Raw genomic sequence first — 23,002 nt, 5'->3', positions numbered from 1 at the left:
ACCGGCCGACGGGTAGCTCAGCCCGGTTCCCCCTGCTGTGGTTATCGTCCGGGGCTCGATGGCGTGCTTCGGCTATCCGGTGATGCCCACCGAATCGAGCCATTGCCCGGCGATGGTGGCCGCCGATTGCTGGTCCACGGTGCTCTGCACGTTCAGTTCCACCAGGGTGTCTGCCGAAAGCCGCGCGCTGACCCGGTTGATGGCGTCGGCCACCTGGCCGGCGACCGCCTCGCCCACCACCGGCACCACATTCGAGGCCAGGAACAGCGACTCGGGATCTTCAAGCACCACCAGGTTCTCGGTGTGGATGCGCGGGTCGGCCGTGAACACGTTGGCCACGTTCACGGTACCGGCCACCAGATCCTCCACGGTGGTATCCCCCGTGGCCGAGAAGTCGACCTCGACGCCGTAGGTCCCGGCCAGCCCGGAGGGGCCGTAGGGACGCTCGGCGAGCTCCGGTGGCCCACCCAGGGTGAGCGGTTCATCGACGTCGGCCAGGTCGGCGATCGAAACCAGGCCATGTTCCTGGGCGAAGTCCGCGGTCACGGTGTAGGAATCCTGGTCGGAGGCCTCGGCCATCTCCAGCACCGTCAGCCCCTCGGGCAGGGCGTCATCCAACGCCGCGTACACCTCATCGGCGGCCCGCACGGTGGTCTCCGGTTCGAAGAACTGCAGCAGGTTGCCCGTGTACTCCGGCATTACATCGATGCTGCCGTTTTCCAGCTGCGGCATGTAGGCATCACGTTGGCCGATGTTGAATTGGCGTTCCACCTGCAGCCCGGCCCGTTCCAGGGCCTGGGCATAGATCTCGGCGATGATCTCATTGGAGTAGTAGGCCTGCGATCCGACGACGATGGCCTGTGATGCGCCCGTGGTGTCACCGGTGTCCTCCGCCAGCGGATCGCCGGTGGAACAACCGGCCAGGGCCAGGCTGCCGACGGCCAATGTTGCCAGCCCCAGCAGTACTCGGCGGGATGGGGTTTTCATGATCGTGCCCTCTCTGTGGGTGGTGCGGTCATTTCGGTGTCCGGGGTGGGGCCGTCATTGGTGGGCACCACCGGTCGAGCGGTCCGTTGCCGGCTCGGCGCGAGTCCGCGCGGGACCGCGAGCTTCTGCGCCCCGGCCAGCAGCATGTCCAGCAGCAATGCCAGCACGGCGACCATGATGGCCCCGCCCAGCACCATGTCGTATCGGCGCAGGTTCAGCCCGGTGATGATCGGCAGCCCCAGTCCCCCGAGGTTGACGTACGCGGCAATGGTGACGGTGGCGACCACCTGCAGGATCGCCGAACGCAGTCCTCCGACCAGCAATGGCAGCCCCAGCGGGATCTCGACCTTGGCCAGGATCTGCCATTCGGTCATCCCCGCCGCCCGGGCCGCGTCCACCGTCTTGCGGTCAATGGCCTCGAAGCCGGTGTAGGCCCCGGCCAGGATGGAGGGAATGGCCAACAGCACGAAGGTGAGCACCGCGGCTTCCGGCTTGTGCAACACCCCGAAGAGCAGGACCAGAAGGATCAGCAGGCCGAAAGACGGAACCGCCCGGGCGATCCCGGACACGGCCACGGCCAGTTCCCGGCCCCGCCCGGTATGCCCGATGCCCCACCCCACGGGGATGGCGACCAGGGCGGCCACAAGCACCGCCATGGCGGTGTACGCCAGGTGCTGGGCCAGCAGGAGCAGCAGCGAGTTGTTCCCCTGCCATTGGGCAGGGTCGGTCATCCAGTCGAGGGCTTCGGCCATCAGGTTCATGGGCCCACCGCCGCGCCCGCGGACTGTGTGGCGGGTTTATCCTGCCCGGCTCCCCGGGTACCCCATGGCATCAGCAGTCTTCCGGCCAGCACCAGCAGCAGGTCGATAACCAGCGCGATCAGCGCCACCGCCACGATCCCTGCCAGCACCTCGGCGATGATCCGGCGTTGCAGGCCGTTGGTGAACAGGTAGCCGAGGTTGGTGACGCCCACCAGGATGCCCACTGTGGCCAGCGAGATCGTGCTGACCGCGGTCACCCGCAGCGAGGCCAGGATGACCGGGCCGGCCAGGGGCATATCCACCGCGATGAAGCGGCGCCCGGCCCCGTATCCCAGCGCGGTGGCGGCCGAACGGGTGGCGGGGTCCACCGAATCCAGGCCGTCCACCACCCCACGGACCATGATCGCAATGGCGTAGATCGCCAGGGACAGCACCAGGTTCGCCTCGCTGATCGCGCTCATCCCGGTGACCACCGGCAGGATCATCAGCAATGCCAGGGAGGGAATCGTGTACAGCAACCCGGTACCGGTCACCAGCGCCCCGCGCAGCAGCCGGTAGCGCCAGGCGACCCATCCCAGCGGAATGGAGAGCAGGAATCCGGCCACGATCGCGATCGAGCTTTGCCTCAGGTGTTCAAGGGATAACGAGGCGATCAGTCCCAAGTTCTCCAGGATCCAGTTCATCGACCGCTGCCGTCCTGGATCAGCCGGCCCTGGGTGCGCCCCTGCCCGTCGATGAGCACCGGACCATTCTCGGTGTGTTTCACCGACAGGGCCCGTGCCCCGCGTTCGGCGCCGATGAAGCTGGACACGAAGTCGTTGGCCGGTGCCTCGATGATCTGGCTGGGGCTGCCGACCTGCAGCTTCTGGGCCCCGGCGGCCAGGATCACCACCTGGTCCCCCAGCAGGAAGGCCTCGTCGATGTCATGGGTGACGAAGATGATGGTCTTGTCCAGTTCGCGCTGCAGGCGGATCAGTTCCTGCTGCAATTCGGCCCGCACGATCGGGTCCACCGCCCCGAAGGGCTCGTCCATGAGCAGGATATTCGGGTCGGAGGCCAACCCGCGGGCCACCCCGACCCGCTGCTGCTGTCCTCCGGAGAGCTGGTGCGGGTAGCGGTCGGCCATCGCGGTATCCAGCCCCACGGTCTGCATCAGTTCCAGTGAACGTGTCCGGGCCTCGCGGCGGGTGCGGCCCTGGAGCCGGGGAACCGTGGAGATGTTCTGTTCCACGGTGAAGTGCGGCAGCAGGCCGGCATTCTGCATGACATAGCCGATGCTGCGGCGAAGCTGCACCACGTCCTGCCCGGAGATGTCCGTCCCGTCGATGCTGATGCGGCCCCGGCTCGGGTCCACCATGCGGTTGACCATCCGCAGCAAGGTGGTTTTCCCGCAGCCGGATGACCCCACAAAAACGGTGGTGCGATGCGCGGGAATCTGCAGGCTGAAATCCGACACCGCCGTGGTGCCGTCGGGATAGTGCTTGGAGACCGAGTGGAACTCGATCATATGCGTTCTCCGGGGAAGGGCTCGGTTCGCTCCATGGTGTCGAGTCTATACATGCGATCCCTCCAACTGGCAACGTTGGGCACCATTCTTCCCTCGTCGGGGGCGCAATCGATACATCCCGAGGAAACTGCCAGCAAGCGCGGCCGTGCTCGGGGCCCGGAGGAGCTTGACCGGGTGTCAGTTGCCCGTGGAAAGACGCCGGCAACACAAAAAAGAAGAGCCTCAGGGGCATCGTTGAGAGGCGATCCTGAGGCGTACACAGGGAATTCTACACTTCGGTTCACGAACCCGCGCACCGGGTTCCCACGTCGTCGGCCACGCCGAAAGCCCAGAGCAGCTTTATCCGGTCCGTAATTCCTGGTTCCGGCCCGGGGTAGCCCTCCCGAGGCCGGGGTTGAAGCCGCCCGCCAGTTGTCCGCTCCGCTGCCCGGAGACGGGCAAGGACCCCGGGATGTGTCCCGGGGTCCTTGCCCGTTGATTGCGGAAGCCGGAGCCTAGGCTTCGAGCACCACCGGCACGATCATCGGGCGACGGCGCAGCTTGCGCGAGACCCACGAGCCGATCACGCGGCGCACGATCTGCTGCAACTGGTGGGTGGTGTGCGACGGGTTGTTGGCCACCGCTTCCAGGATCGCGGCCTCGATCTTCGGCTTGATCTCGTCGAAGACCGAGTCGTCCTCGGCCACACCGCGGGCGTTGATCTCCGGTCCGGTGATCACGGTGCCGTTCTGGCGGTTGATCACGGTGATCACCGAGATGAACCCTTCCTCGCCCAGGGTGACCCGGTCCTTGAGGTCCTCGTCGGTGATGGTCCCGACCTTGGAGCCGTCGACGTAGACGTAGCCGCAGTCGACCTGGCCCACCAGCTGGGCCACCCCGTCCTTCAGGTCGATGACCGAACCGTCCTCGGCCAGGATCACGTTTTCCGCGGGCACCCCGGACTGGGCGGCCAACCGGCCATTGGCGATCAGGTGGCGGGTTTCCCCGTGCACCGGCAGCACGTTCTTCGGGCGCAGGATGTTGTAGCAGTACAGCAGCTCACCGGCCGAGGCGTGCCCCGAGACATGAACCTTGGCCATGCCCTTGTGGATCACCTCGGCGCCCAGGCGCATCAGGCCGTTGATCACGCGGAAGACCGCATTCTCGTTGCCCGGGATCAGGCTGGAGGCCAGGATGACGGTATCCCCGGCACCGACCTCCACCTTGTGGCTGCCATTGGCCATGCGGGACAGTGCAGCCATCGGCTCACCCTGCGAGCCAGTGGACATCAGCACGATCTTGTTTTCCGGAAGCTGCTCGACCTGCTTGAGGTCGACCACCACCCCGGCGGGCACGTGCAGGTAGCCCAGGCGCTCGGCGATGCCCATATTGCGCACCATCGAACGGCCGATGAAGGCGACCTTGCGGCCGTGGACCGCGGCGGCATCCAGCACCTGCTGCACGCGGTGCACGTGCGAGGAGAAGGAGGCCACGATGATCCGGCGGCGTGCCTTGGCGAACTGCGCCTCCAGCACCGGGCCGATGTCCTTCTCGGCCACGGTGAACCCGGGCACCTCGGCGTTGGTGGAGTCCGGCAGGAACAAGTCCACGCCTTCCTCGCCCAGCCGGGCGAAGTGACGCAGGTCGGTGATGCGGCCATCGAGCGGCAACTGGTCCATCTTGAAGTCGCCGGTGTGCAGCACGGTGCCGGCCGCGGTACGGATGAAGACCGCCAACGCGTCCGGGATGGAGTGGTTCACGGCCACGTATTCGCATTCGAACGGGCCGATCTGGCTGAGCTCGCCCTCCATCACGATGGTGGAGTTGGCCTTGATCCGGTGCTCGGCCAGTTTCGCTTCCACAAATGCCAGGGTCAGTTTCGATCCGTAGATCGGGATGTCCTCGCGCAGTCGCAGCAGGTAGGGAACCGCGCCGATATGGTCCTCGTGACCGTGGGTCAGCACCAGGCCCACCACGTCGTCAAGGCGGTCCTTGATGTAGGAGAAGTCCGGCAGGATCAGGTCCACGCCGGGCTGGTGCTCCTCCGGGAAGAGCACACCGCAATCGACGATCAGCAGCTTCGAATCGATCTCGAAGACCGCCATATTACGGCCTACCTCGCCCAGACCACCGAGCGGGACAACACGCAGGGTTCCCGGCTTGAGCTTGGCGGGCAACTGCAGCCGCGCAGTGTCGGCCTTGTCTACGGATGTTTCGGTCATGAACGATAACGCCCTTTCTGGTTACAGATCCCAGCCTGCCTCACGAAGGTCGGCACGGATGGCATCGAGTTCCTCGTCCGACGGCGCGCACAGCGGCAACCGGACGATGTTGTTCGGCAGGACACCCTGCCAATGAAGTATGTGTTTTGCCGCGACGGCGCCCTGGATGTGGCCCATCACGGCCCGCTGGACCGGGTCCAGCTCGAAGTGGGTGGCCCGTGCGGTGGCCAGGTCCCCGGCCAGCATCGCGTCCACCAGTTTGCGGTACTGTGCGGTGGCCACGTGGGCCGAGACCGAGACCACGCCGACGGCGCCGGCGGCCATCAGCGGCAGGGTCAACCCGTCATCACCGGAGTACACGTGCAGGTCGGTATTGGCCAGCACGGTGGTGGTGGACTGGTAGTCGGCCTTGGCGTCCTTCAAGGCGATCACCTGCGGGATATCGGCCAGCCGGATCAGGGTCTCGGCGGAGATGGCGATCCCGGCACGCCCCGGGATGTCGTACATCATGATCGGCAGGTCCACCGCATCGGCGATGGCCTGGGTGTGGGCGATAACCCCCGCCTGGCTCGGCTTGTTGTAGTACGGGGCGGTAACCAGGATGCCATCCACGCCCGCATCCTTGGCTGCCAGGCTCAACTTGATCGAATGCCGTGTGTCATTGGTGGTGGACCCGGCCAGTACCGCTGCGCGGTCCCCGACGGTTTCCACCACGGTACGGAACATTCCGATGTTTTCCTCATCGGTCAGCGTGGAGGTCTCACCGGTGGTCCCGGTGACAACCAGCCCGTCGCAGCCGTCGTCAACCAGCTTCGTGGCGAGTTTCGCCGCCGCTTCGTAGTCGACTTCGCCTTCTGCGGTGAAGGGGGTGACCATCGCGGTCAGCACGGTGCCAAACGGGTACGCGGTATTTTCAGAAGCATTCGAAGCCATGACTCAAATCTACACGTCAACGACTGCCGATAGCATCTTCTTGGCGATCTGTGATGCCATTGTGGCTATGCGAATGAGCACAACCCGACGCCTGCCGGGACTGGACGCGGCGCGGACCGTGGCCATCCTCGGGATGTTTGCCGCCCACATTTTCCCGCTGTACCGGATTGGCCCAGAGGGAGAACTGCAGGCCACGGCCACCGGGCTGCTGGCCTCGGGGCGGGCCTCGGTGCTCTTCATGGTGCTGGCCGGGGTGTCGCTGGGGTTGTTCACCCGAAGCCTGGCACGGCGGGGTATGGGGCCCGGGCGCCGGGTGCTGGTCATCCTGCGCCGGGCAGCGGTGATCACCGTGCTGGGCATGGTGATCGGGCCGATTAATGAGGGCATCGCCAACATCCTGGTGCACTATGGCCTGCTGTTCGCGGTGCTCAGTGTGGCGCATTTCCTCCCGGGGCGGGTGCTGGCGCCCTTGGCGGGCCTCTGGCTGTTGCTGGCCCCGGTACTCTGGCGGCCGCTGGCCTACCGCTGGCAGCAGGACCCCCTGGGCCACAACCCCGGTTTCCTGGATCTGTCCTCCCCGAGGCTGCTCCTGACGGATCTGGCCGTCACCGGCTACTACCCCTTGCTGGTCTGGTGCGGGTTCGGCCTTCTGGGTCTGGCGCTGAGCCGATTGGACCTGGGCAGGACCTCGGTCGCCGGGTGGTTGTTCGGGGCCGGCACCCTGCTGGCCGCCGGCTCGCAACTGCTCGGGTGGGCGTTGACCGGACCGCTGGCCAACCAGATCTCCCGGGCCACCGGATGGCCCAGCGAGTCGGTCACCGTGGCCATGCAAGTGGGCCGCGCTCCCGGGGGCCGGATCGATTCCTTCCTCTCCAGCGGCCACTACCTGTGGCTTCCGTCCCCGCATTCGACCTCCCTGGTGAACACCGTGCACGCCGCCGCCTGCGCCGTGGCCCTGCTCGGGTTGTTGCTGCTGTTGACCGATCGACTCGGCTACCTGGGCAAGCTCATCTCCGCGGCGGGCCGCGCCCCGTTGACCCTGTATGCCGGGCACCTGCTACTGCTACCGATCCTGCAAGAGGTGGCCGAACCGGTCACCATCTGGTGGATCCTATGCGCCATCGTGCTGGTCACGGCCCTCATCCTGGAACGCACCGGGCGCTCGGCCCCGCTGGAGGCCGGGGTCGCCTATCTCAGTGGTGCCCGACCCACACCGGGCTAGCTAACGGGATTCCGGTTCTTCCGGCAGGCTGCCAATTCCACGCGAATCGACTTGGTGGATGGCTCGGCGGAGATCGACCTGGCCAGCTGCGCCCGGGATATTGGATGCCTCCGGTGAGTTGACTCGGCTGGAGGGCACGCAGTGGAGGGGAAGTCCTACCTGTGGATCACCGCGGCCGACGAGCCGATCAGGGTGCCCCTGCCGATCACCGCAATGGCCGTTGAAACAGGGAATACAGCTGAGTGCTGGCCGGAACAGATTCTTCCGGGCAAGGATGCGGCACCGGATTCCCGAACTGCCGAAACCACCGGCGGCCGGCAGGTCCGTGTCTTCGACATGGACGGGTTTCCGGTATTCGGGGAGGACTTCCCCGAATGTGTTCTCTTTGGCGTGGCCAACGAGAAGGGGCTGCGCTGATCCTGGGCGCAAACGTCGTGATCCGGATATGGCAAGGCCCGTGGTCCCCCGGATATTCTCGCGGAGCCACGGGCCTGGTAGCTATCGGTCAGCTGACGGCTTTGTGCGCCTGGACCCAGTAGTTGATCGAGGTGCGCATGGATGAACGCGCACGCTTCCGATCCCCGCACGCGTCATAGGCCAGGGCCAACCGGTACCAGGATTTCCACGATTCGGGGTTCTCTTCCACATCCCGCTTATGGTTGGGGAAGTCCGCGTCCGCGGCCTCACGTACAAAACGCCCCGACGGCATCCGTGGCAGGTCTTCTGGCAGTTCACCGCTCTCGGCCAGTTCCTTGCCCATTTTCTGGGTGCGTAGCCCAAAGAGGATTTCGCGGATCAGGATCCAGACACCCAACGCCGGGATGACCATGACGGCCACGCCCATCACCTGGGCGATCGGTTCACCACTATTGATGAAGCGGTAGGACTGGTTGAAGGTCATCGCCAGGTACAGCACAAAGAGTGCGAGGATGCCTCCAACCCACAGCTTCGTTTTCATGCACCAAGCTCCAGGTATCCGTCCAACCCGTAGGTCAGCCCCTCGCGGGAGGCCACGGTACGCAGACCCAGCAGGACGCCGGGCATGAAGGAAGCGCGGTCATAGGAATCATGGCGCAACGTCAGCTGCTCCCCTTCCCCACCCAGCAGGACCTCCTGGTGGGCCACCAGTCCACGCAGCCGAACCGAGTGCACATGCACACCATCAACCACCGAGCCGCGGGCCCCCTCCAGCTGAGATTCGGTCGCATCGGGGCTCGGTCCCACACCGGCCTTGTCACGGGAGGCGGCGATCAGTTCGGCGGTGCGTACGGCCGTTCCGCTCGGTGCATCGACCTTGTCCGGGTGGTGCAGTTCGATGATCTCCACGGATTCGAAGTACTTGGCCGCAGTGGCCGCAAAGGCACTGGCCAGCACCGATCCAACGGCGAAATTCGGTGCAATGAGCACACCTACTCCGCGATGGGCTGCCAAGAGGTCTCCCAGCCGCGCACGCTTCTCGTCATCCCACCCGGTAGTTCCAACCACCGCATGCAATCCGTTTTCCACGGCAAAGCGGACATTGGCTTCGGTCGCGGTCGGAACCGAAAGGTCCACCACGTGGGTTGCTCCCGCGGCCAGGATGCTCGGGAGTTCATCGCCACGCCCCAGCGCGGCAACCAATTCCATATCCGCCGCAGCCTCCACCGCCTTGACCGCTTCGGCTCCCATACGACCATTGGCGCCGATGACAGCGACCCTAATCTGTGCACTCATGGTGTCTAGAATATCCTCTCCACAGGCTTGCCCCCGTTTTGGGTTAAGTGACCTCTGCCCGGGATTACGCCCCACGTCCACCGCGGCCCGGATTTCGGAGCTCCCCGGCCCGGGAATACCAATCTGCGGCAGATCACCGCGGCTGCTTGCAGTGTCCGCCTCCGGGATGAAATGCTGTGGGAAGAAACGGATCTAGGAACGGAATTCCCGTGAGAAGCACGAACTCAGGGTTGGTTGTCGGCGCGGCGACGCTGATTTTGGCGGCGGCACTGGCCGGTTGCAGTGAGGTCGCCGAACCACCTGCCATCAGCGACCAGAAACGTGAACGACTCACCGAAGTCGTGGAGAATGCCAGCTGGATCGAGGACGCCGTGTGCAGCGTGGAAGTCTTCCGGCAGGACGGTCCTGTCACCTACGGCTGGTCAGAATGCACCAATGCGTTGAGCGCGGGAGAAGACCAGATCGAGCAATCGGACAGCTCACCGTTCCGGGCGGAAGGCGGCACCGTGCAGGTGCCCGCCGGCGGTTCGCAATATGCCGAGGACATCCGCAGCCTTTTCCCCGAGGATCTGGTCTCCACCATCGAGCAGTACTCGGGGATCAATTCCGCTCCGGTGACCGGCGAATAGGGCCCGCGGCTCAGAGCCCCAGCTCGGCCTCGGTCTCGAAAGGACCCACCACGGTGATGGTGCGCGGCCTTCCAACCAGCTCACGGGCCAGGTCCTGCACGTCTTCACGGGTCACCGCGGCCACCCGGGCCAGTGCCTCGTCAAGATCCTGGAATTCACCGGTGATCATTTCGGCACGTCCCAGCCGGGACATCCGGCTGCCCGGATCCTCCAGGGCCAGCACGGTGCCTCCGGACAGCTGCCCCTTGGCCTTGCGCAACTCTTCCTCGGTGATACCGTCCCCGGCCAGCTTCTCCAGCTCGGCGACCAGCAGCTTGACCACTTCGCCCGTCTTGGAGGGGGTGCAACCGGCGTACATGCCGAAGTATCCGGCATCCGAATAGGCGGCGGAGAACGAATAGGTCGAATAGACCAACCCGCGCTTTTCACGGATCTCCTGGAACAGCCGCGAGCTCATGCCCCCGCCCAGGACCGAGTTCAGCACGGCCAGGGTGTGGCGGCGTGGGTCGTGCCCGGTGATGCCGGTGCATCCGACGATGATATTGGCCTGCTCCACCGGGCGTTTGATCAGTTCAAGACCCGGCCGGCTGGTAATCTGGGCCGGCTCGGCATTGCGTCGGGGTTCCGGGCTGGCCAGTGGATCCAGCTCCCAGCCGGCCTCGGTGAGCGCTTCGAGTACCATCCGGCAAACCTCGTCATGTTGCAGGGATCCGGCTGCGGTGATGATCAGTTCGCTGGGACGGTAGTGCTCGTGGTAGTGCTCCAGCACCGCTTCACGGGAGGTACTCATGATTTCCTCTGGGGTGCCGCCGATGGGACGCCCGAGCGGATGCTCGCCGAGTACGGCCTGGACGAACTTCTCATGGGCCACATCCGTGGCGTCGTCCGCGTCCATGGCGATCTCTTCGATAATGACCCCGCGTTCCTGCTCCAGCTCCTGCGGGTCCAGGACCGCGGAGGTGACCATATCGGCGATCACCTCCATGGCCAACGGCAGATCCGCATCCAGCACCCGGGCGTAGTAGCAGGTGGATTCCTTGGCGGTTGCGGCATTGGCTTCACCACCCACCTCGTCGAAGGCCTGGGCGATGTCCAACGCCGAGCGCTTCTTGGTGCCCTTGAACAGCAGGTGCTCCAGGAAGTGGGTTGACCCGTGGTGCCCCTCGGTCTCGTCCCGGGACCCGACCGGAACCCAGAACCCAACGGTGGTTGAGCGCTGTCCGGGCATCGCCTCGGTCAATACACGCACACCACCGGGAAGGATGCTGCGCCGGACCTCCGAGCCCCCATCCCCACGGTGGACCAGGGTTGGGTCCGCCGGATCAACCGATGAGAACTCACTGGTTGACAGCGAATGCAACGGCAGGGGAATCATGACCACGGATTGACGTCCTTTTCTGGGAGGAAACCTTCTTGGCGCAGCGGATCACCGCAGCGGATTAACTTGAACCATTCTCCCATAGCGGTCTGGGAACTCACTTGGCATGGGAGCAAGCTCTCACGGCTATGGTCGGGCCGACAGGCTGTGGTTCCGGCGCACACCAGCAGCATGCAGGCTCACCTGCCGGTTTCCGGTAGACCGGGAGTCTAGACTTGAGACAAACCGATCGATCGGAGGTTGGCCCATGACGACCCAGACCGGCGCGCGCCTTGGTGCGGGCGAGTCTTCGATGCCGCGTCATCACCAGTTGATTGTTTCCCTGTTCGGTCTTTATGCCCGCAATCACGGCGGTGCGCTCCCTGTGGCAACAATTATTTCGCTAATGCAGGATGTTGGTGTCGAACCGGCGGGAACGCGTTCCTCGATCTCCCGGCTGAAGAAGCGGGGAATCATCGACAGCGTCCAGGTCCATGGACGCAACGGCTACACGCTGGCCGAGTCAGTACTGACCACCTTTGCCGAGGGTGACGAACGGATTTTCCACCCGCGACGGGCCACTCCACAGGACCGCTGGCTCCTGGCCACCTTCACCGTGCCGGAAACGAAGCGCAATATCCGGCACAAGATCCGTTCCGCGCTGATCCGCATGGGATTCGGTTCGGTGGTTCCCGGATTGTGGATCGCCCCGGAGCATGCACGGGATGCGGCCCTGGCCTATTTCACCCGCCACGGACTGAACGAGTACTTCGAGTTCTTCCTGGCCGAGCATATCGGCGGGGCCGAGATACAGCGGAACATCGGCTCCTGGTGGGATCTGGCATCCTTGGATGAACTGTACTCCGAGTTCCTCGCGGAGAACCTCGGAAGGCTGGAAACCTGGACCTCGCGGCTTACCGACGAACCGGATGCGCGACTGGACGCCCAGGCCTTTGCCGAATACCTGATCCTGATAACCCAGTGGCGCCGACTGCCGTACTCCGACCCGGGGTTGCCGGCCGAATACCTGCCCGAAAACTGGAACGCGCTCAAGGCGGAGCAGCTTTTCAAGGACCTACATTCGCTGCTGGCCCCCCTGGCCTCGCGGCATGCGGACAGTGTCATCCAGGCGCAAGCGGGGTAGACCACCTGGCAAAATGAAACCGGCCGGTCAGGACAGCGAGAGATGCTGTTCCGACCGGCCGGTTTTTTATCGATCTAGTCGCGATCCTGAATCACGGCAACACCTTGGATCTCGATCAGGGCTTCCTTCTGCCACAACCGGCTCACCCCGATGCCCGCCATGGCCGGATACTCGGTCCCGGCCATCTCGCGCCAGAGCCGACCGATTTCCCTGCCATTGGCCATGTAATCGTCCACATCAGTCAGGTAGATAGTCACCGACACCAGGTCCTCGGGTTGTCCGCCGGCTTCGACCAGGGTCGTAAGCACATTGGAGAACGCCTGTTTGAACTGCTCCACGATCCCACCGGGAACAATATTCATCTCCTTGTCCAGGGCAGTCTGCCCGCCGAGGTAGACGGTATCCCCGGCCTTCACCCCATGGGCATACCCGGATGGTTTGGCCATCGACGTGGGGTTAATCGTCTGGTTGCGGTGCAGCTTGGTCTGGGTCATTTCGTACTCCTCTGCCGGGCCCTAAAAATTCGCCCTGATTGACTCTGGCGCTGTCATTGTGACACGTGCTACATTGAGCTTACGTGACGGCGGTAAAAAAGTCGACACATCAAGAATTTCGTCGAACCAGCAAGGACAGCCCCATGAAACTCGCCACGATCCAGCAGGGAGCCAGGACCACGGCCGCCATCCAGGTCGCAACCGGCTATCTCCCGCTGGCAGCTCGCGACCTGAACGAATTGCTGGCTGCCCCCGACTGGAAGGCCCAGGCCGAGAATGCGCTGCGCGAGCACCAGGACAGCATGGTCCTGCCCGCGCACGAGGTCACCGTCCTGAACCCGGTACCCCGCCCGGCCAAGGTCATCTGCTGTGGCCTGAACTATTCGGATCACATCCTGGAGATGGGCCGTGACCTGCCGCAGTACCCCACGCTGTTCGCCAAGTATGCCGACACGCTGGCCAATCCGGACGACGAGATCACCAGTACCGCATCGCAGGCCGTGGACTGGGAAGCGGAGCTGGCCGTGGTCATCGGACAACAGGTATCCCAGGCCACCGAAACCGACGCCCTGCACGCCATCGCCGGATACACGGTGGCCAACGACGTTTCCATGCGCGACTGGCAGCGCCGGACGCTGCAGTGGTTCCAGGGCAAGGCCTTCGACCGGACCACTCCCCTGGGCCCCGTACTGGTCACCGCCGACGAGATCGATCCGGCTGCTGGTGTCCAGGTGACCTGCCGGGTCAATGGCGAAGTGGTGCAGTCCGGCAATACCAGCACCCTGGTCTTCTCGGCCGCCCGCCTGGTTTCCTACATCTCGGAATTCACCACCCTGCGGCCCGGGGACATCGTGCTGACCGGCACCCCGGGAGGAGTGGGCATGGGGATGGAGCCGCCACGTTTCCTATCCGACGGCGACCAGATGGAAACCGAGATCCCTGGGATAGGGACCTTGCGGAACACCTTCCGGCTTCGAGTCGGCTCCACTGCCCACACCCGTTGAACCCACCGAAACCCCAAAACGACCAAGGAATCGAAGGAGAACCATCATGACTGATGCACCAGTGATCTACCGCACCGAGGGTGACAACTCGATGTATGCCAGTGACAACGGACAGGTTGTCCCCGTGGTCACCCGCGCCGGCGAGGAGGACACCAACACCGCACAGTCCGGGGACTGTGTCCGCGTGTCAGGCGTGAGCATCCAACACACCCCGGCCACCAAGATCTGGTTCGGCCAGGTCTCCAATGTCCCCGGATACCGCTCCCTGCCGCATCACCACGGAGAAGCCGAAACCGGCGGTTACGTGTTGCGTGGTCATGGGCGGATCTATTACGGGGAAAACTACGAACAGTATGCGGATATGAAGGCCGGCGACTGGGTGTTTGTCCCACCGTTCATGCCGCATGTGGAAGCGAACATGTCGGTGACCGAGGAACTGGTCTGGCTCACCGCCCGGACCCCGGAGAACATCGTGGTGAATCTGCCTGATGTGGCAGACGAGTCGTTGGAAGGATACCGCCGGGCATGAACTCCACCGTTCTCTCCTCACAGGTTTTCCTCGACGCCATCGAGCTGACCGAATGCGAACCCGAGGTCTTCGACCAGGCATTCACGGCGGTCCCCCAGTATGTGCCGTGGCCCAAGGCCTACGGCGGGGACATGGTCGCCCAGGGCGCCTTGTCAATGATGAAATCGGTGGGCACCGACCGCCAGCTGCACTCGATGCACTCCTACTTCCTGCGCCCGGTCGACATGCACCAGGCCGTACGTTACGAAATCGAGCACCTGCGTGATGGCCGTGGTTATTCGACACGGCAGGTGCGGGCCTTCCAGAACGGCAAGCCGGTGTACTCGTCGCTCGGTTCCTTCCATGTCCCCGAGGACGGTGCCGAGGTTGCGCTTCCGGCCCCGGAGGCGTCCTTGGACCTGGACCCGGAAACCCTGGCCAGCGCGGCCGAGGCGCTGACCGGTGTGGACGGTCCGGCGGCCGAGTATTGGTCCCATGGTCGCAGTTTCGATATGCGCCATGTTCCCGGCGACCTCTACCTCCCGGGAGAGCGTGAAGCGAGCAGCTGTCAGGCGGTCTGGCTCAAGGCCTTCTCCCCGCTGCCGGATGACGAGCTGGTCCAGAAGGCTGCGCTGGCCTATGTCTGCGACTACACCATCCTGGAACCGATCCTGCGCAGCCAGTCCCTGGCCTGGGGCGATCGCGGCTTGGTGACAGCGAGCCTGGACCATTCCATGTGGTTCCACCGCCCCGGGCGGATGGATGACTGGGTGCTGTATACCCAGGAAGCGGTATCGAGCCAGAACAGCCGAGGTCTGGCTGTTGGCCGGTTCTACACCCGCGCTGGCGAGTTGTTGGCCACCGTCGCCCAAGAAGGAATGATCCGCGCACCGCGCAGCTAGAGACCGAAAACATCCACCGATATAGGACACCCATCGTAGAGATCCACCTAACGGAGAAACGTTATGGAACTATCACCCTCGGCGCACCACGACACGTTCGCCCGCGACCACCTTCCACCGCAGGAATTGTGGCCGACCTTCGAATTCACCCTTCCCGAACTGCACTACCCCGAACGGCTCAATGCCGCCGAGGTGCTGCTCGACCAGACCATCACCCTGCACGGCGCGGACCGGACGGCGCTCAAGGCCCCGGACGGCGAGCAATTGAGCTACGGCCAGTTGCAGACCCGCGCCAACCAGATCGCCCAGGTCCTGGTTGAGGACCTGGGACTGGTCCCGGGCAACCGGGTCATGCTCCGCGGACCGAACAACGCATGGTTGGTCGCCTGCTGGCTGGGTGTCCTCAAGGCCGGTGGCATCGTGGTCACCACCATGGCCGCACTGCGCGCCCAGGAAATCTCCAAGCTGGCCACGCTGACCCGTCCCTCGGTCCTGCTCAGTGATCACCGGTTCCTTGAAGATGCGCTCACGGCGGGCGCCGGCGATTATCCCGTGGTGGGTTTCGGCGGCGAGGGTGCACAGGATCTTGCGGCCCTGGTGAAGACCAAGTCCGGGGAATTCACCGCAGTGGACACGGCCGCCGACGATGTGGCCTTGCTGGGTCCCACCTCGGGAACCACCGGCGTCCCGAAGATCACCATGCACTTCCACCGGGATATCCTGGCCAACGCGGACACCTTTGCGCGCCATATCCTCCAGCCCACCAAGGACGACGTGTTCGCGGGTTCTCCGCCGCTGGCTTTCACCTTCGGGCTGGGTGGACTGGTCGTTTTCCCGTTCCGCTTCGGTGCCAGCTCGCTGCTGACCGAACGGGCCACCCCGGTCGAGCTGGCCGAACAGTCCCATGCGGCCGGGGCCACGATATTGTTCACCGCACCCACCGCGTACCGGGCGATCCTGAAAAACGGGAAGGGCGATCTGCTCAAGTCCTTGCGGGTCGCCGTCTCCGCAGGCGAACACCTGCCCGCCGAGACCTGGCACCAGGTCAAGGACGCCACCGGGCTGGAACTGGTCAACGGTATCGGTTCCACGGAACTGCTGCATGTGTTCATCTCCGCGGCCGGGAAGGACATCAAGCCGGGAACGACCGGCAAGGCCATTCCTGGATTCCGGGCTACGGTGCTCGACGACCAGGGCCAGGAGACCGCCGTCAACGAACCCGGACGGCTTGCGGTCATCGGGCCCACCGGCTGCCGCTACCTGGATGATGAACGCCAGCACAACTACATCTGCAACGGCTGGAACATCACCGGGGATGTCTTCTACAAGGACGAGGACGGGTACTTCGTTTACCAAGCCCGCAGCGACAACATGATCGTCTCCTCCGGTTACAACATCGGTGGCCCGGAGGTCGAGGCCGCGCTGGACCAGCACCCTGAGGTCCTGGAGAACGCCGTGGTCGCACGCCCCGATGCCAACCGGGGCTCGATTGTCTGCGCCTTCGTGGTTCTGGTTGACGGCGTGGAGGGCAACGACACAAAGGCCAAGGAGCTGCAGGACTTCGTCAAGTCCACCATTGCCCCGTACAAGTACCCGCGTGAGATCCGTTTCGTCACCGAACTGCCACGCAATCCCAGCGGAAAACTGCAGCATTTCAAGCTGCGGGAACAATTCGCCAGATCCACGGTCTGAGACAGGCCACAACAATTCCCCGCAGGGCCCTCGTGGCTCGCGCACCCCTGGTACAGGGGTTGATGAAAGGACCAACCATGAAAATCGCAGTCATCGGCGGAGGCCCCGGCGGCCTGTATTTCGCGGCACTGATGAAGCAGCTGGACACCAACCATGATGTCACCGTGTGGGAACGCAACGCCGCCTCGGACACCTTCGGGTTCGGAGTGGTGTTCTCGGACGAGACCCTGGGCGGAATCGGGAATGCCGATCCGGTGGTCGCCGAGTACATGTCCCGCCGTTTCGCGCGCTGGAGTGATATCGACATCCACTTCCGCGGCCAGATGCATACTGTCGGCGGTCAGGGTTTCGCTGCCATGAGCCGCAAGGAACTGCTGGAACTGTTGCAGCGACGCTGTCTTGAACTCGGTGTTGATGTCCGGTTCTCCACCGTCGCCCCGGATGTCGAGCAGCTGGCCGCCGAGTACGACCTGGTGTTGGCCGCCGACGGGCTGAACTCGGCGGTGCGCACCAAGTTCGCCGGTTCCTTCAAGCCGTCGTTGGACCCGCGGGTCTCCAAGTACATGTGGCTGGGAACCAACCAGGTCTTCGAGGCCTTCAAGTTCTTCGTCAAGGAGACCGATGCGGGTACCATGCAGATCCACGGCTACCCGTACTCGGATGAGGGCTCGACCTTCATCGTGGAGATGCACGAGGACGTCTGGCGGGCCGCCGGATTCGACGAAACCGAAAACGAGGTCCTCCCTCCGGGGGTCAGCGATGAGACGTCTGTGGCCAAGGTCGCCGAGATCTTCGCGGAGGAACTTGCCGGTTACGAGGTGCTGACCAACAACTCGAAGTGGATCAACTTCACCACCGTGCGCAACGAGTCCTGGCGCCACGAGAACATCGTGCTGCTCGGCGATGCCGCGCACACCGCACACTTCTCCATCGGTTCGGGCACCAAACTGGCCATGGAAGACTCCCTGGCCCTAGCAGCCTGCCTGCATGAGCACCCGGACGTCAATACGGCGCTTGAAGCCTACGAGACTGAACGTCGTCCGGTGGTCGAGTCCACCCAGCGTGCCGCTCAGGCCTCACTGGAGTGGTTTGAGAACATCGGCCAGTATAAGGATCAGGATCCGGTCCAGTTCTGTTTCAACCTGCTCACCCGTTCGCGCCGTATCACCTACGAAAACCTGAAGCTGCGGGACACCGGGTTCGCTGCGCAGGTTGACGAGAATTTCGCCCGTCTTTCCGGGCAGCAGCACAGCGCGCCGGCCATGTTCCAGCCCTACACCCTGGGCAATACCGAGCTGGTGAACCGGATCGTGGTTTCCTCCATGGACATGTACTCGGCCAGCGACGGGGTTCCCGGGGACTTCCATCTGGTGCATCTGGGGTCCAAGGCCATGGGAGGTGCCGGCCTGGTGATGACCGAGATGGTCTGTGTCTCGGATACCGGTCGGATCACCCCGGGCTGCACCGGTTTGTACACCGATGAGCAGGCCACGGCATGGAAACGAGTCACCGACTATGTCCACGTGAACTCGAAGGCGAAGATCGGTGCGCAGATCGGCCATTCGGGGCGCAAGGGGTCCACCAAACTGATGTGGGAAGGTATCGATCAGCCACTGGACGAGGGGAACTGGGATGTCCTGGCTCCCAGCGCCATCCCCTATGGCGAAGGATGCCACACCCCGATCGAGATGAACCGGGAGCAGATGGACCAGGTACGCGAGCAGTTCGTGGCCGCCGCCCACCGTGCCGATGCCGCCGGGTTCGATGTACTTGAAGTACACAACGCCCACGGTTACCTGCTCTCCTCCTTCCTCTCCCCTCTGTCCAACCAGCGCACCGACGAGTACGGCGGTTCACTGGAGAACCGCTTGCGCTACCCGCTGGAGGTATTTGACGCGGTTCGCCAGGTCTGGCCTGCAGGCAAGGCCATCGGCGTGCGCATTTCGGCGACCGACTGGTCCGAAGGCGGCAACACCGATGAGGATGCGGTAGCCATTGCCGAGGCCTTCATCAAGCACGGCGCCCAGTTCATCGACGTCTCCTCCGGGCAGATCGTCAAGGATGAGAAGCCGGCCTTCGGCCGCAGCTACCAGACCCCGTTCGCGGACAAGATCCGCAACAAGATCGCAGCCCAGGCCGGGGTGGGAGTCATCGCGGTGGGAGCGATCTCCTCCTACGACGATGTGAACTCGATCCTGCTGGCCGGCCGCGCCGATCTGGTCGCCCTGGGTCGTACCCACCTGTACAACCCGCAGTGGACCCTGCAGGCAGCCGCCGAGCAGGACTATGTGGGAGACGGGGCCACCTGGCCCACGCAGTTCAAGGCCGGGCGGCGCAAGCCACCAAGTGCCCGCACCGATGCGGTCCGTCCGCGGCTGTCGTTGCTGGCCGAGGAGGCGGAGAAGGATTCCACGCACCTTCGCTGGACACCTGCCAAGGACGCGCAACAACTGGCCACCAGCCACAACTAGCCACCCGGTTGTCGAAGTACCACGGACCATGTCCGGTCCGCAGGACGTACCCACGTTCCGCGGATCGGACATGGTCCGTGGTCTTGCCCTTCGCTGGTCGCTTCTTCACTTGTGCTCACGCTGCGTCGGGCACCATAGGGTGAGGTCACCCGTTGCGCAACCTTCCACGGTGGATGCCCCAGCACCCCACCGGGTTGCGGGTCTGCGAACTGCTCATCCTGCCGTCGTAACGCGGACCCCGCACGAGGACGTTCGACCAGCTCGGCATGGCATGGCAATGCTGTTGTACAGGTTATGTCGGCGCGCGCCACTCACTTGGCGATGCGGCGTTGGCCTTGGCTCGCTTCGAAGTCGGCACCAGGACACGAGCGAATCCGGAGCAGCCCGGGAAAACTATCGTCCACCTCCGTACTGATATCGAGGTCTGGCATGGCACAGAAGCCGAATTTAGCCGGACGTGACGAGGCAGTCCAGCAATCCCGCAACTTCCGGCTCACCGCAGACGTTATGAAGGGTCCTCGGCAATTCGGGATGATGGATGCCGAACAAGTACACGATTATCCCAAACCCCATCAAGTCGGTCCCATAACGGAACGCCGCGTGGGCAGTTATCCCGATTCCCGCCGACAAAAACGAGACGATGGCTACCCCGACAACCACCTCGGGATATCCACCGTCTGGCAGGTGCAGTCCGCGCTAATGCCCCTTGAAGGCCTCCGCCAGCCACCAGGCTCCCCCATCGGATGCGATCTTGGCATCGATAACCAGCGGCTTCGTGGGGTTGGATTCCAGCCAGGCCCTGACCGCTTCCAAATCCTGCACCGTGCGTACGGTGATCCCGTCGGCTCCGAACCCACGGCCAATGGCCGCGAAGTCGGTGTCGGGGAAAACCACCGAACCCAAATCCGGTTGCGCACCGCCTTCAGCGAAGTGGTGGACCTCAGCCCCGTAGGCGGCGTCGTTGTACACGATGCACACCAGCGGCAGGTTAAGCCGTACGGCGGTGTCCAATTCGGCCATGGCCATGTGGAATCCGCCATCACCGGTTCCCAGCACCGGCAGGCGTCCCGGTTGCGCCAAAGCCGCACCAATCGCCGTATACAGCCCCAGCCCGATGGCCTGGAAGGCCTGGGTGAAGCAAAAACCGTTCTCATCGGGAACCGAGAGGAACTGGCTTGGATAGCCCATGAAGTTTCCTGAATCGACGCTCACGATCCGTTCGGCCGGGAGCAACTCATCCAGCCGCGTGGTCAGGGTACGGGCATCGATCAAGTTCTCGTCGGACAGGTCCGCGTAGCCGACCTGCTGCCAGTTGATCTCCGAGCTGATCCGCTGGCGAACCGCTTCACTGCGGTACCCTTCGCGTTCCTTGAACTCTTGCAGTCGTAGGAGTTCCAGTACGTCCCTGGCGCATTGCGCTGAGTCACCCACCACACCGAGATCAATGGGGCGGTTGGCACCCAAGGCTGGTTCGTCCAAATCCACCTGGACCACCTTGGTTCCGCTGCCGATCAGATGGCCGTGACGCATGGTCCACATGTTCAATGCGCAACCGAAACCGACGATCAGGTCGGCATCGGTAATCAGCTCGGCGGCCAACGGCGAGGAGAAGCCCCCCGAGATCCCGAGGTTGAAGTCATCTTCATTAAAAAGTCCCTTGGCCACGGCCGAGGTGGCAACCAACGCACCGGTGTGCCGGGCCAGGGCCAGGATCTCGTTCTTGGCCTCGCGTCCACCACGGCCGGCAACAAAGACCGGCCGTTTGGCACTGGCGATCAGGACCGCCAAGGCTTCCACCGAGGCCCGTGAGGGACGGATCGGCTCAGTGGGGACGATCTGCGGAATCGCGTTCGTTTCGACGGCCGGAAGGGACTGGATATTCAATGGCAAATTCAGCACCACCGTCCTGCGGTCGTTGACCGCCGTACGGTAGGCGCGCACGGTATCGGCCACTGCGCTTTGCGCACTGTGCACCCGCTCCGAGACCGCGTAGACCGAGGTGGTGAAGGAGTCCTGGTCCATGGCGAAGTTCGAGTACACCGCGCTGGGAGCTGCTTCCGCGGCCAGGACAAGTAGTGGGGTGCGCGATTTGGCAGCCTCGCCGATACCGGTGGCGGCATTGGTCAATCCGCACCCTTGATGCACTGAAACCACGGCCAGTTGGCCGCTGGTACGTGAAAAGGCATCCGCCATCGTGGCGGCCCCGCCCTCATGGCGTGCTGCGGTATACGGCACCCCATGTTCGACCAGGGCGTTGGTCACGGTGAAGTTTCCGCTACCCACCACCCCAAAGGCGTGTCCTACCCCGAGCTGTGCGAGGGTCTTTCCGACCAATTCGGCGACGTTCATGCTGTTAGTGTCCTTTCCACGTTGTTCAGGTCTGTCTCCGGATTGCGGTGCGCTCCGGCAAGTGTCTCTGAAGGGGGCTGCCCGAAGCGTTGGCAATAGTAGGAGGAGAATCTCCCCAAGTGGTCGATTCCCACACTCGCGGCAATCGAGCTCACACTCGGGTGGCCTCCCGGATTTCCGGTTCGCAGCAGGGTATGGGCAGCATCCAACCGGACGTTGCGAAGGTACTGGTTTGGGGTGCAGCCCAAATACTTGGTGAAGGAGCTTTGCAGTTGGCGTGGGCTGATCCCCACTGCCTGGGCAACCATGGACACCCCGGTGACCAGCGGGTAGTTGCGTTCGATAAAGGCCTTGGCTGCCTGCAGGTATCCCGGATATGAGCTGGCAGGCAAGATCCCGGGTTCAAAACAGGAAAGGTGGGGGCTCAGTCCCAGCAAGAGCGTGGAAAAAAGGGTGTTGAGCAGCAACAGCGCGGTAAGCGGGTCCTGTTGGCCGGCAATCTCGTCAAGGGCCGCGCAGCCTTCCATCCAGGTCCGGGCGACGAGTTCGGAAGTAGCCAGTTGCAGCGGCCGTTCGGAATCCAGGGTCAACGGCTGGTGCAGGGTGCGTCCGGAAATCCTGGCGAACTGCGAGGCGGCGACGTTCGTGTCGACTCCGGCGATCAGTGCGCCGTTGAGCGGATCAGGGACCATGAGCGTGTGCCGGGTGGTGCTGAGGGCGAAGGGAGTGCTCGCCAGCCATTGATGCGAAGCGGACTCCACGTGCATGGGACCGCGCGGGAACACCACAAGGATCCGGTCCCGGGTTGGTGGTGAACTAATGGTCACCGCGGCTCCATAGCTGACGTGGACGAAGGCCAGCGGGCCGAGGTGGGTGCCGTTGACGTTGCCATTGATCCGTGAGCCCTCGTGCAGTTTCAGCGCGTGCTCGTCCCGGGTCAAGTCATTGACTGCATCGCGAATCACCACCGGGTTGCTACTGGCTGCCACGGGGTGTCGGCGCAGGGCCCCGGAACGATGTTCAGCTGCCCGGTGCGTGGACTGGCTCGCAATCACGTGGTGTCTCCATTCGGTCGTCAAGGGCTGCGGCGCCCGGGCTACGCGGTGCCCGCGAAGTCCGGGCACCGGG

21 protein-coding genes are annotated in these 23,002 nt (G+C 64.0%); 9 read left to right on the top strand and 12 right to left on the bottom strand.

Annotated features, from left to right (window positions below; translation table 11 throughout):
- Window positions 1-72: 72 nt before the first annotated feature.
- From OK351_RS07425 to dapA, 6 genes are all read right to left on the bottom strand, one after another.
- Window positions 73-987 (bottom strand): ABC transporter substrate-binding protein, encoded by a 915-nt coding sequence (locus OK351_RS07425; protein ID WP_265157403.1) that lies wholly within the window; start codon window positions 985-987, stop codon window positions 73-75.
- A complete protein-coding gene (locus OK351_RS07420) occupies window positions 984-1,748 on the bottom strand; it encodes an ABC transporter permease (protein ID WP_265157401.1) in 765 nt (254 codons plus the stop codon). Before OK351_RS07420 ends, OK351_RS07425 begins: the two co-directional genes overlap by 4 nt.
- Window positions 1,745-2,431 (bottom strand): ABC transporter permease, encoded by a 687-nt coding sequence (locus tag OK351_RS07415; RefSeq protein WP_265157399.1) that lies wholly within the window; start codon window positions 2,429-2,431, stop codon window positions 1,745-1,747. The genes OK351_RS07420 and OK351_RS07415 overlap by 4 nt, the downstream gene beginning before the upstream one ends.
- Complete coding sequence (locus OK351_RS07410) at window positions 2,428-3,255, bottom strand: ABC transporter ATP-binding protein (protein ID WP_265157397.1); 828 nt, start codon at window positions 3,253-3,255, stop codon at window positions 2,428-2,430. The genes OK351_RS07415 and OK351_RS07410 overlap by 4 nt, the downstream gene beginning before the upstream one ends.
- 494 nt (window positions 3,256-3,749) lie before the next feature.
- A complete protein-coding gene (locus OK351_RS07405) occupies window positions 3,750-5,456 on the bottom strand; it encodes a ribonuclease J (RefSeq protein WP_265157395.1) in 1,707 nt (568 codons plus the stop codon).
- A 21-nt stretch (window positions 5,457-5,477) separates the two neighbouring features.
- Window positions 5,478-6,389, bottom strand: a complete 912-nt coding sequence (gene dapA, locus OK351_RS07400) for a 4-hydroxy-tetrahydrodipicolinate synthase (protein ID WP_265157393.1) — start codon at window positions 6,387-6,389, stop codon at window positions 5,478-5,480.
- Between the two features lie 73 nt (window positions 6,390-6,462).
- Between dapA and OK351_RS07395 the strand changes: the two genes are divergently transcribed.
- A complete protein-coding gene (locus OK351_RS07395; RefSeq protein WP_265157391.1) occupies window positions 6,463-7,611 on the top strand; it encodes a DUF1624 domain-containing protein in 1,149 nt (382 codons plus the stop codon).
- 141 nt (window positions 7,612-7,752) lie between these two features.
- The gene (locus OK351_RS07390; protein ID WP_265157388.1) at window positions 7,753-8,028 is read left to right on the top strand and encodes a hypothetical protein; all 276 of its coding nucleotides are present in this window, start codon (window positions 7,753-7,755) and stop codon (window positions 8,026-8,028) included.
- An 88-nt stretch (window positions 8,029-8,116) separates the two neighbouring features.
- Here the strand turns inward: OK351_RS07390 and OK351_RS07385 are convergent, their stop codons facing one another.
- Complete coding sequence (locus OK351_RS07385; RefSeq protein WP_265157386.1) at window positions 8,117-8,569, bottom strand: hypothetical protein; 453 nt, start codon at window positions 8,567-8,569, stop codon at window positions 8,117-8,119.
- On the bottom strand, window positions 8,566-9,324 hold the full coding sequence (gene dapB / locus OK351_RS07380) for a 4-hydroxy-tetrahydrodipicolinate reductase (RefSeq protein WP_265157383.1): 759 nt from the start codon (window positions 9,322-9,324) through the stop codon (window positions 8,566-8,568). Before dapB ends, OK351_RS07385 begins: the two co-directional genes overlap by 4 nt.
- A 209-nt stretch (window positions 9,325-9,533) precedes the next feature.
- Here dapB and OK351_RS07375 point away from each other — a divergent pair, with 209 nt between their 5' ends.
- Window positions 9,534-9,953, top strand: a complete 420-nt coding sequence (locus OK351_RS07375; RefSeq protein ID WP_265157381.1) for a hypothetical protein — start codon at window positions 9,534-9,536, stop codon at window positions 9,951-9,953.
- A 10-nt stretch (window positions 9,954-9,963) separates the two neighbouring features.
- Here the strand turns inward: OK351_RS07375 and OK351_RS07370 are convergent, their stop codons facing one another.
- Window positions 9,964-11,334: a M16 family metallopeptidase gene (locus OK351_RS07370; protein ID WP_265157379.1), complete on the bottom strand. Its 1,371-nt coding sequence runs from the start codon at window positions 11,332-11,334 to the stop codon at window positions 9,964-9,966.
- A gap of 244 nt (window positions 11,335-11,578) precedes the next feature.
- On the opposite strand from OK351_RS07370, the gene OK351_RS07365 reads away from it, so the two are divergent.
- Entirely contained in the window at window positions 11,579-12,454 is an 876-nt protein-coding gene (locus OK351_RS07365) for a PaaX family transcriptional regulator (RefSeq protein WP_265157377.1), read from the top strand.
- A 74-nt stretch (window positions 12,455-12,528) separates the two neighbouring features.
- Here OK351_RS07365 and OK351_RS07360 read toward each other — a convergent pair whose 3' ends face one another.
- The gene (locus OK351_RS07360) at window positions 12,529-12,948 is read right to left on the bottom strand and encodes a RidA family protein (RefSeq protein WP_265157375.1); all 420 of its coding nucleotides are present in this window, start codon (window positions 12,946-12,948) and stop codon (window positions 12,529-12,531) included.
- Window positions 12,949-13,091: 143 nt separating this feature from the next.
- On the opposite strand from OK351_RS07360, the gene OK351_RS07355 reads away from it, so the two are divergent.
- From OK351_RS07355 to OK351_RS07335, 5 genes are all read left to right on the top strand, one after another.
- The gene (locus OK351_RS07355) at window positions 13,092-13,952 is read left to right on the top strand and encodes a fumarylacetoacetate hydrolase family protein (protein ID WP_265157373.1); all 861 of its coding nucleotides are present in this window, start codon (window positions 13,092-13,094) and stop codon (window positions 13,950-13,952) included.
- A gap of 46 nt (window positions 13,953-13,998) precedes the next feature.
- Window positions 13,999-14,481, top strand: coding sequence for a cupin domain-containing protein (locus OK351_RS07350; RefSeq protein WP_265157370.1), 483 nt, complete (start codon window positions 13,999-14,001; stop codon window positions 14,479-14,481).
- On the top strand, window positions 14,478-15,362 hold the full coding sequence (locus tag OK351_RS07345) for an acyl-CoA thioesterase (protein ID WP_265157368.1): 885 nt from the start codon (window positions 14,478-14,480) through the stop codon (window positions 15,360-15,362). Before OK351_RS07350 ends, OK351_RS07345 begins: the two co-directional genes overlap by 4 nt.
- A gap of 63 nt (window positions 15,363-15,425) precedes the next feature.
- Entirely contained in the window at window positions 15,426-17,054 is a 1,629-nt protein-coding gene (locus OK351_RS07340) for an AMP-binding protein (protein ID WP_265157366.1), read from the top strand.
- 77 nt (window positions 17,055-17,131) lie between these two features.
- Window positions 17,132-19,525, top strand: coding sequence for a bifunctional salicylyl-CoA 5-hydroxylase/oxidoreductase (locus tag OK351_RS07335; RefSeq protein WP_265157363.1), 2,394 nt, complete (start codon window positions 17,132-17,134; stop codon window positions 19,523-19,525).
- A 696-nt stretch (window positions 19,526-20,221) separates the two neighbouring features.
- Here the strand turns inward: OK351_RS07335 and OK351_RS07330 are convergent.
- Together OK351_RS07330 and OK351_RS07325 are read right to left on the bottom strand one after the other, a co-directional pair.
- On the bottom strand, window positions 20,222-21,874 hold the full coding sequence (locus tag OK351_RS07330) for a thiamine pyrophosphate-binding protein (RefSeq protein WP_265157361.1): 1,653 nt from the start codon (window positions 21,872-21,874) through the stop codon (window positions 20,222-20,224).
- The gene (locus tag OK351_RS07325) at window positions 21,871-22,929 is read right to left on the bottom strand and encodes a helix-turn-helix transcriptional regulator (RefSeq protein ID WP_265157359.1); all 1,059 of its coding nucleotides are present in this window, start codon (window positions 22,927-22,929) and stop codon (window positions 21,871-21,873) included. Before OK351_RS07325 ends, OK351_RS07330 begins: the two co-directional genes overlap by 4 nt.
- Window positions 22,930-23,002: the final 73 nt, after the last annotated feature.

The organism is Glutamicibacter sp. MNS18, from assembly GCF_026107515.2.
Classification (GTDB): domain Bacteria; phylum Actinomycetota; class Actinomycetes; order Actinomycetales; family Micrococcaceae; genus Glutamicibacter.
The sequence above is the reverse complement of the archived record's forward strand: the minus strand, read 5'-3'. Positions and strand labels throughout refer to the sequence as shown.

What these genes read in the sequence shown, in the direction of transcription:
- OK351_RS07350 (WP_265157370.1), top strand. Translation starts at nt 13,999, where the DNA reads ATGACTGATGCACCAGTGATCTACCGCACCGAGGGTGACAACTCGATG.
- OK351_RS07425 (WP_265157403.1), bottom strand. Translation starts at nt 987, where the DNA reads ATGAAAACCCCATCCCGCCGAGTACTGCTGGGGCTGGCAACATTGGCC.
- OK351_RS07365 (WP_265157377.1), top strand. Translation starts at nt 11,579, where the DNA reads ATGACGACCCAGACCGGCGCGCGCCTTGGTGCGGGCGAGTCTTCGATG.
- OK351_RS07340 (WP_265157366.1), top strand. Translation starts at nt 15,426, where the DNA reads ATGGAACTATCACCCTCGGCGCACCACGACACGTTCGCCCGCGACCAC.
- OK351_RS07385 (WP_265157386.1), bottom strand. Translation starts at nt 8,569, where the DNA reads ATGAAAACGAAGCTGTGGGTTGGAGGCATCCTCGCACTCTTTGTGCTG.
- OK351_RS07355 (WP_265157373.1), top strand. Translation starts at nt 13,092, where the DNA reads ATGAAACTCGCCACGATCCAGCAGGGAGCCAGGACCACGGCCGCCATC.
- OK351_RS07415 (WP_265157399.1), bottom strand. Translation starts at nt 2,431, where the DNA reads ATGAACTGGATCCTGGAGAACTTGGGACTGATCGCCTCGTTATCCCTT.
- OK351_RS07420 (WP_265157401.1), bottom strand. Translation starts at nt 1,748, where the DNA reads ATGAACCTGATGGCCGAAGCCCTCGACTGGATGACCGACCCTGCCCAA.
- OK351_RS07395 (WP_265157391.1), top strand. Translation starts at nt 6,463, where the DNA reads ATGAGCACAACCCGACGCCTGCCGGGACTGGACGCGGCGCGGACCGTG.
- OK351_RS07410 (WP_265157397.1), bottom strand. Translation starts at nt 3,255, where the DNA reads ATGATCGAGTTCCACTCGGTCTCCAAGCACTATCCCGACGGCACCACG.
- OK351_RS07335 (WP_265157363.1), top strand. Translation starts at nt 17,132, where the DNA reads ATGAAAATCGCAGTCATCGGCGGAGGCCCCGGCGGCCTGTATTTCGCG.
- OK351_RS07405 (WP_265157395.1), bottom strand. Translation starts at nt 5,456, where the DNA reads ATGACCGAAACATCCGTAGACAAGGCCGACACTGCGCGGCTGCAGTTG.
- OK351_RS07345 (WP_265157368.1), top strand. Translation starts at nt 14,478, where the DNA reads ATGAACTCCACCGTTCTCTCCTCACAGGTTTTCCTCGACGCCATCGAG.
- OK351_RS07360 (WP_265157375.1), bottom strand. Translation starts at nt 12,948, where the DNA reads ATGACCCAGACCAAGCTGCACCGCAACCAGACGATTAACCCCACGTCG.
- dapA (WP_265157393.1), bottom strand. Translation starts at nt 6,389, where the DNA reads ATGGCTTCGAATGCTTCTGAAAATACCGCGTACCCGTTTGGCACCGTG.
- OK351_RS07330 (WP_265157361.1), bottom strand. Translation starts at nt 21,874, where the DNA reads ATGAACGTCGCCGAATTGGTCGGAAAGACCCTCGCACAGCTCGGGGTA.
- dapB (WP_265157383.1), bottom strand. Translation starts at nt 9,324, where the DNA reads ATGAGTGCACAGATTAGGGTCGCTGTCATCGGCGCCAATGGTCGTATG.